This is a genomic window from Micromonospora sp. M51, assembly GCF_018070305.1.
GTDB classification, from domain to species: domain Bacteria; phylum Actinomycetota; class Actinomycetes; order Mycobacteriales; family Micromonosporaceae; genus Micromonospora; species Micromonospora parva.
In genome coordinates this window covers 1-800 of the sequence record NZ_JAGPXZ010001331.1, presented here as the reverse complement: position 1 = coordinate 800, position 800 = coordinate 1, and the positions used below count along the sequence as shown (strand labels likewise).

Genomic DNA, 800 nt, shown 5'->3' with positions numbered 1-800 from the left:
GGCCCGACGAGGTGGTGGGCCTGCCGAGGCGGACGGCGTCGGCGGCGTCGAGCGCGGCGCCCAGTGCTGCCCGGAACAGCAGCGAGCCGGTGCTGACCCGGGCCACCCCGGCCCTGCCCAGCTCGGTCAGCCCCGGGCCGCCGGGCTGGTACAGCGCGTTCACGGGAGCGTCGACCCGCTCGGTGAGCACCCGCAGCGTCGCGTCGTCGACGGTGCCCGGCACGAAGATCCCGTCCGCGCCGGCCGCCCGGTAGGCGCGGGCTCGGGCGAGGGCCTGCGGCAGCGGGTCGGCCACCGCAAGCCACCACGTGTCGGTGCGGGCGTTGACGAACAGGTCCGGCACCGCCGCCTTCACCGCCGCGATTTTGTCGGCGACGCACTCGGGGTCGGCAAGCGTGCCGTCCGGGCGGCCGTCCTCCAGGTTGATCCCGACCACGCCGAGCCCGGCCAGGTCCGCCACGTACGCGGCGACCTCCGCCGGGTCGTCACTGAACCCGCCCTCCACGTCCACGCTGAGCAGCACCGGCAACCCGGCCAGGCGGCGGGCCAGGGCGAGGGTCTCTCCCGCGGTGGCCGCCGCGCCGTCGGGACGGCCGGTGGTCGCGGCGACCCCGAGGCTGGTGGTGCCGATGGCCGGGTGGCCTCGCGCGGCGAGCGCCGTCGCCGAGGCGTGGTCCCACGCGTTGGGCAGCAGCAGTGGGCGGCCGGCGCGGTGCAGGGCGTGGAACGCGGCACGACTGTCGATCATCGGACGCTCACCTCCAGATCTGTCGGCACCCGCACCGTCGGGTGCGGCTCGT

General features: G+C 76.8%; 1 protein-coding gene. It reads right to left on the bottom strand.

Annotated elements, in window-relative coordinates; all coding sequences use genetic code 11:
- Positions 1-748: isocitrate lyase/phosphoenolpyruvate mutase family protein (locus KBX53_RS34625; RefSeq protein ID WP_210863997.1), on the bottom strand; the 748-nt coding region annotated here is incomplete at its 3' end.
- Positions 749-800 lie beyond the last annotated feature (52 nt).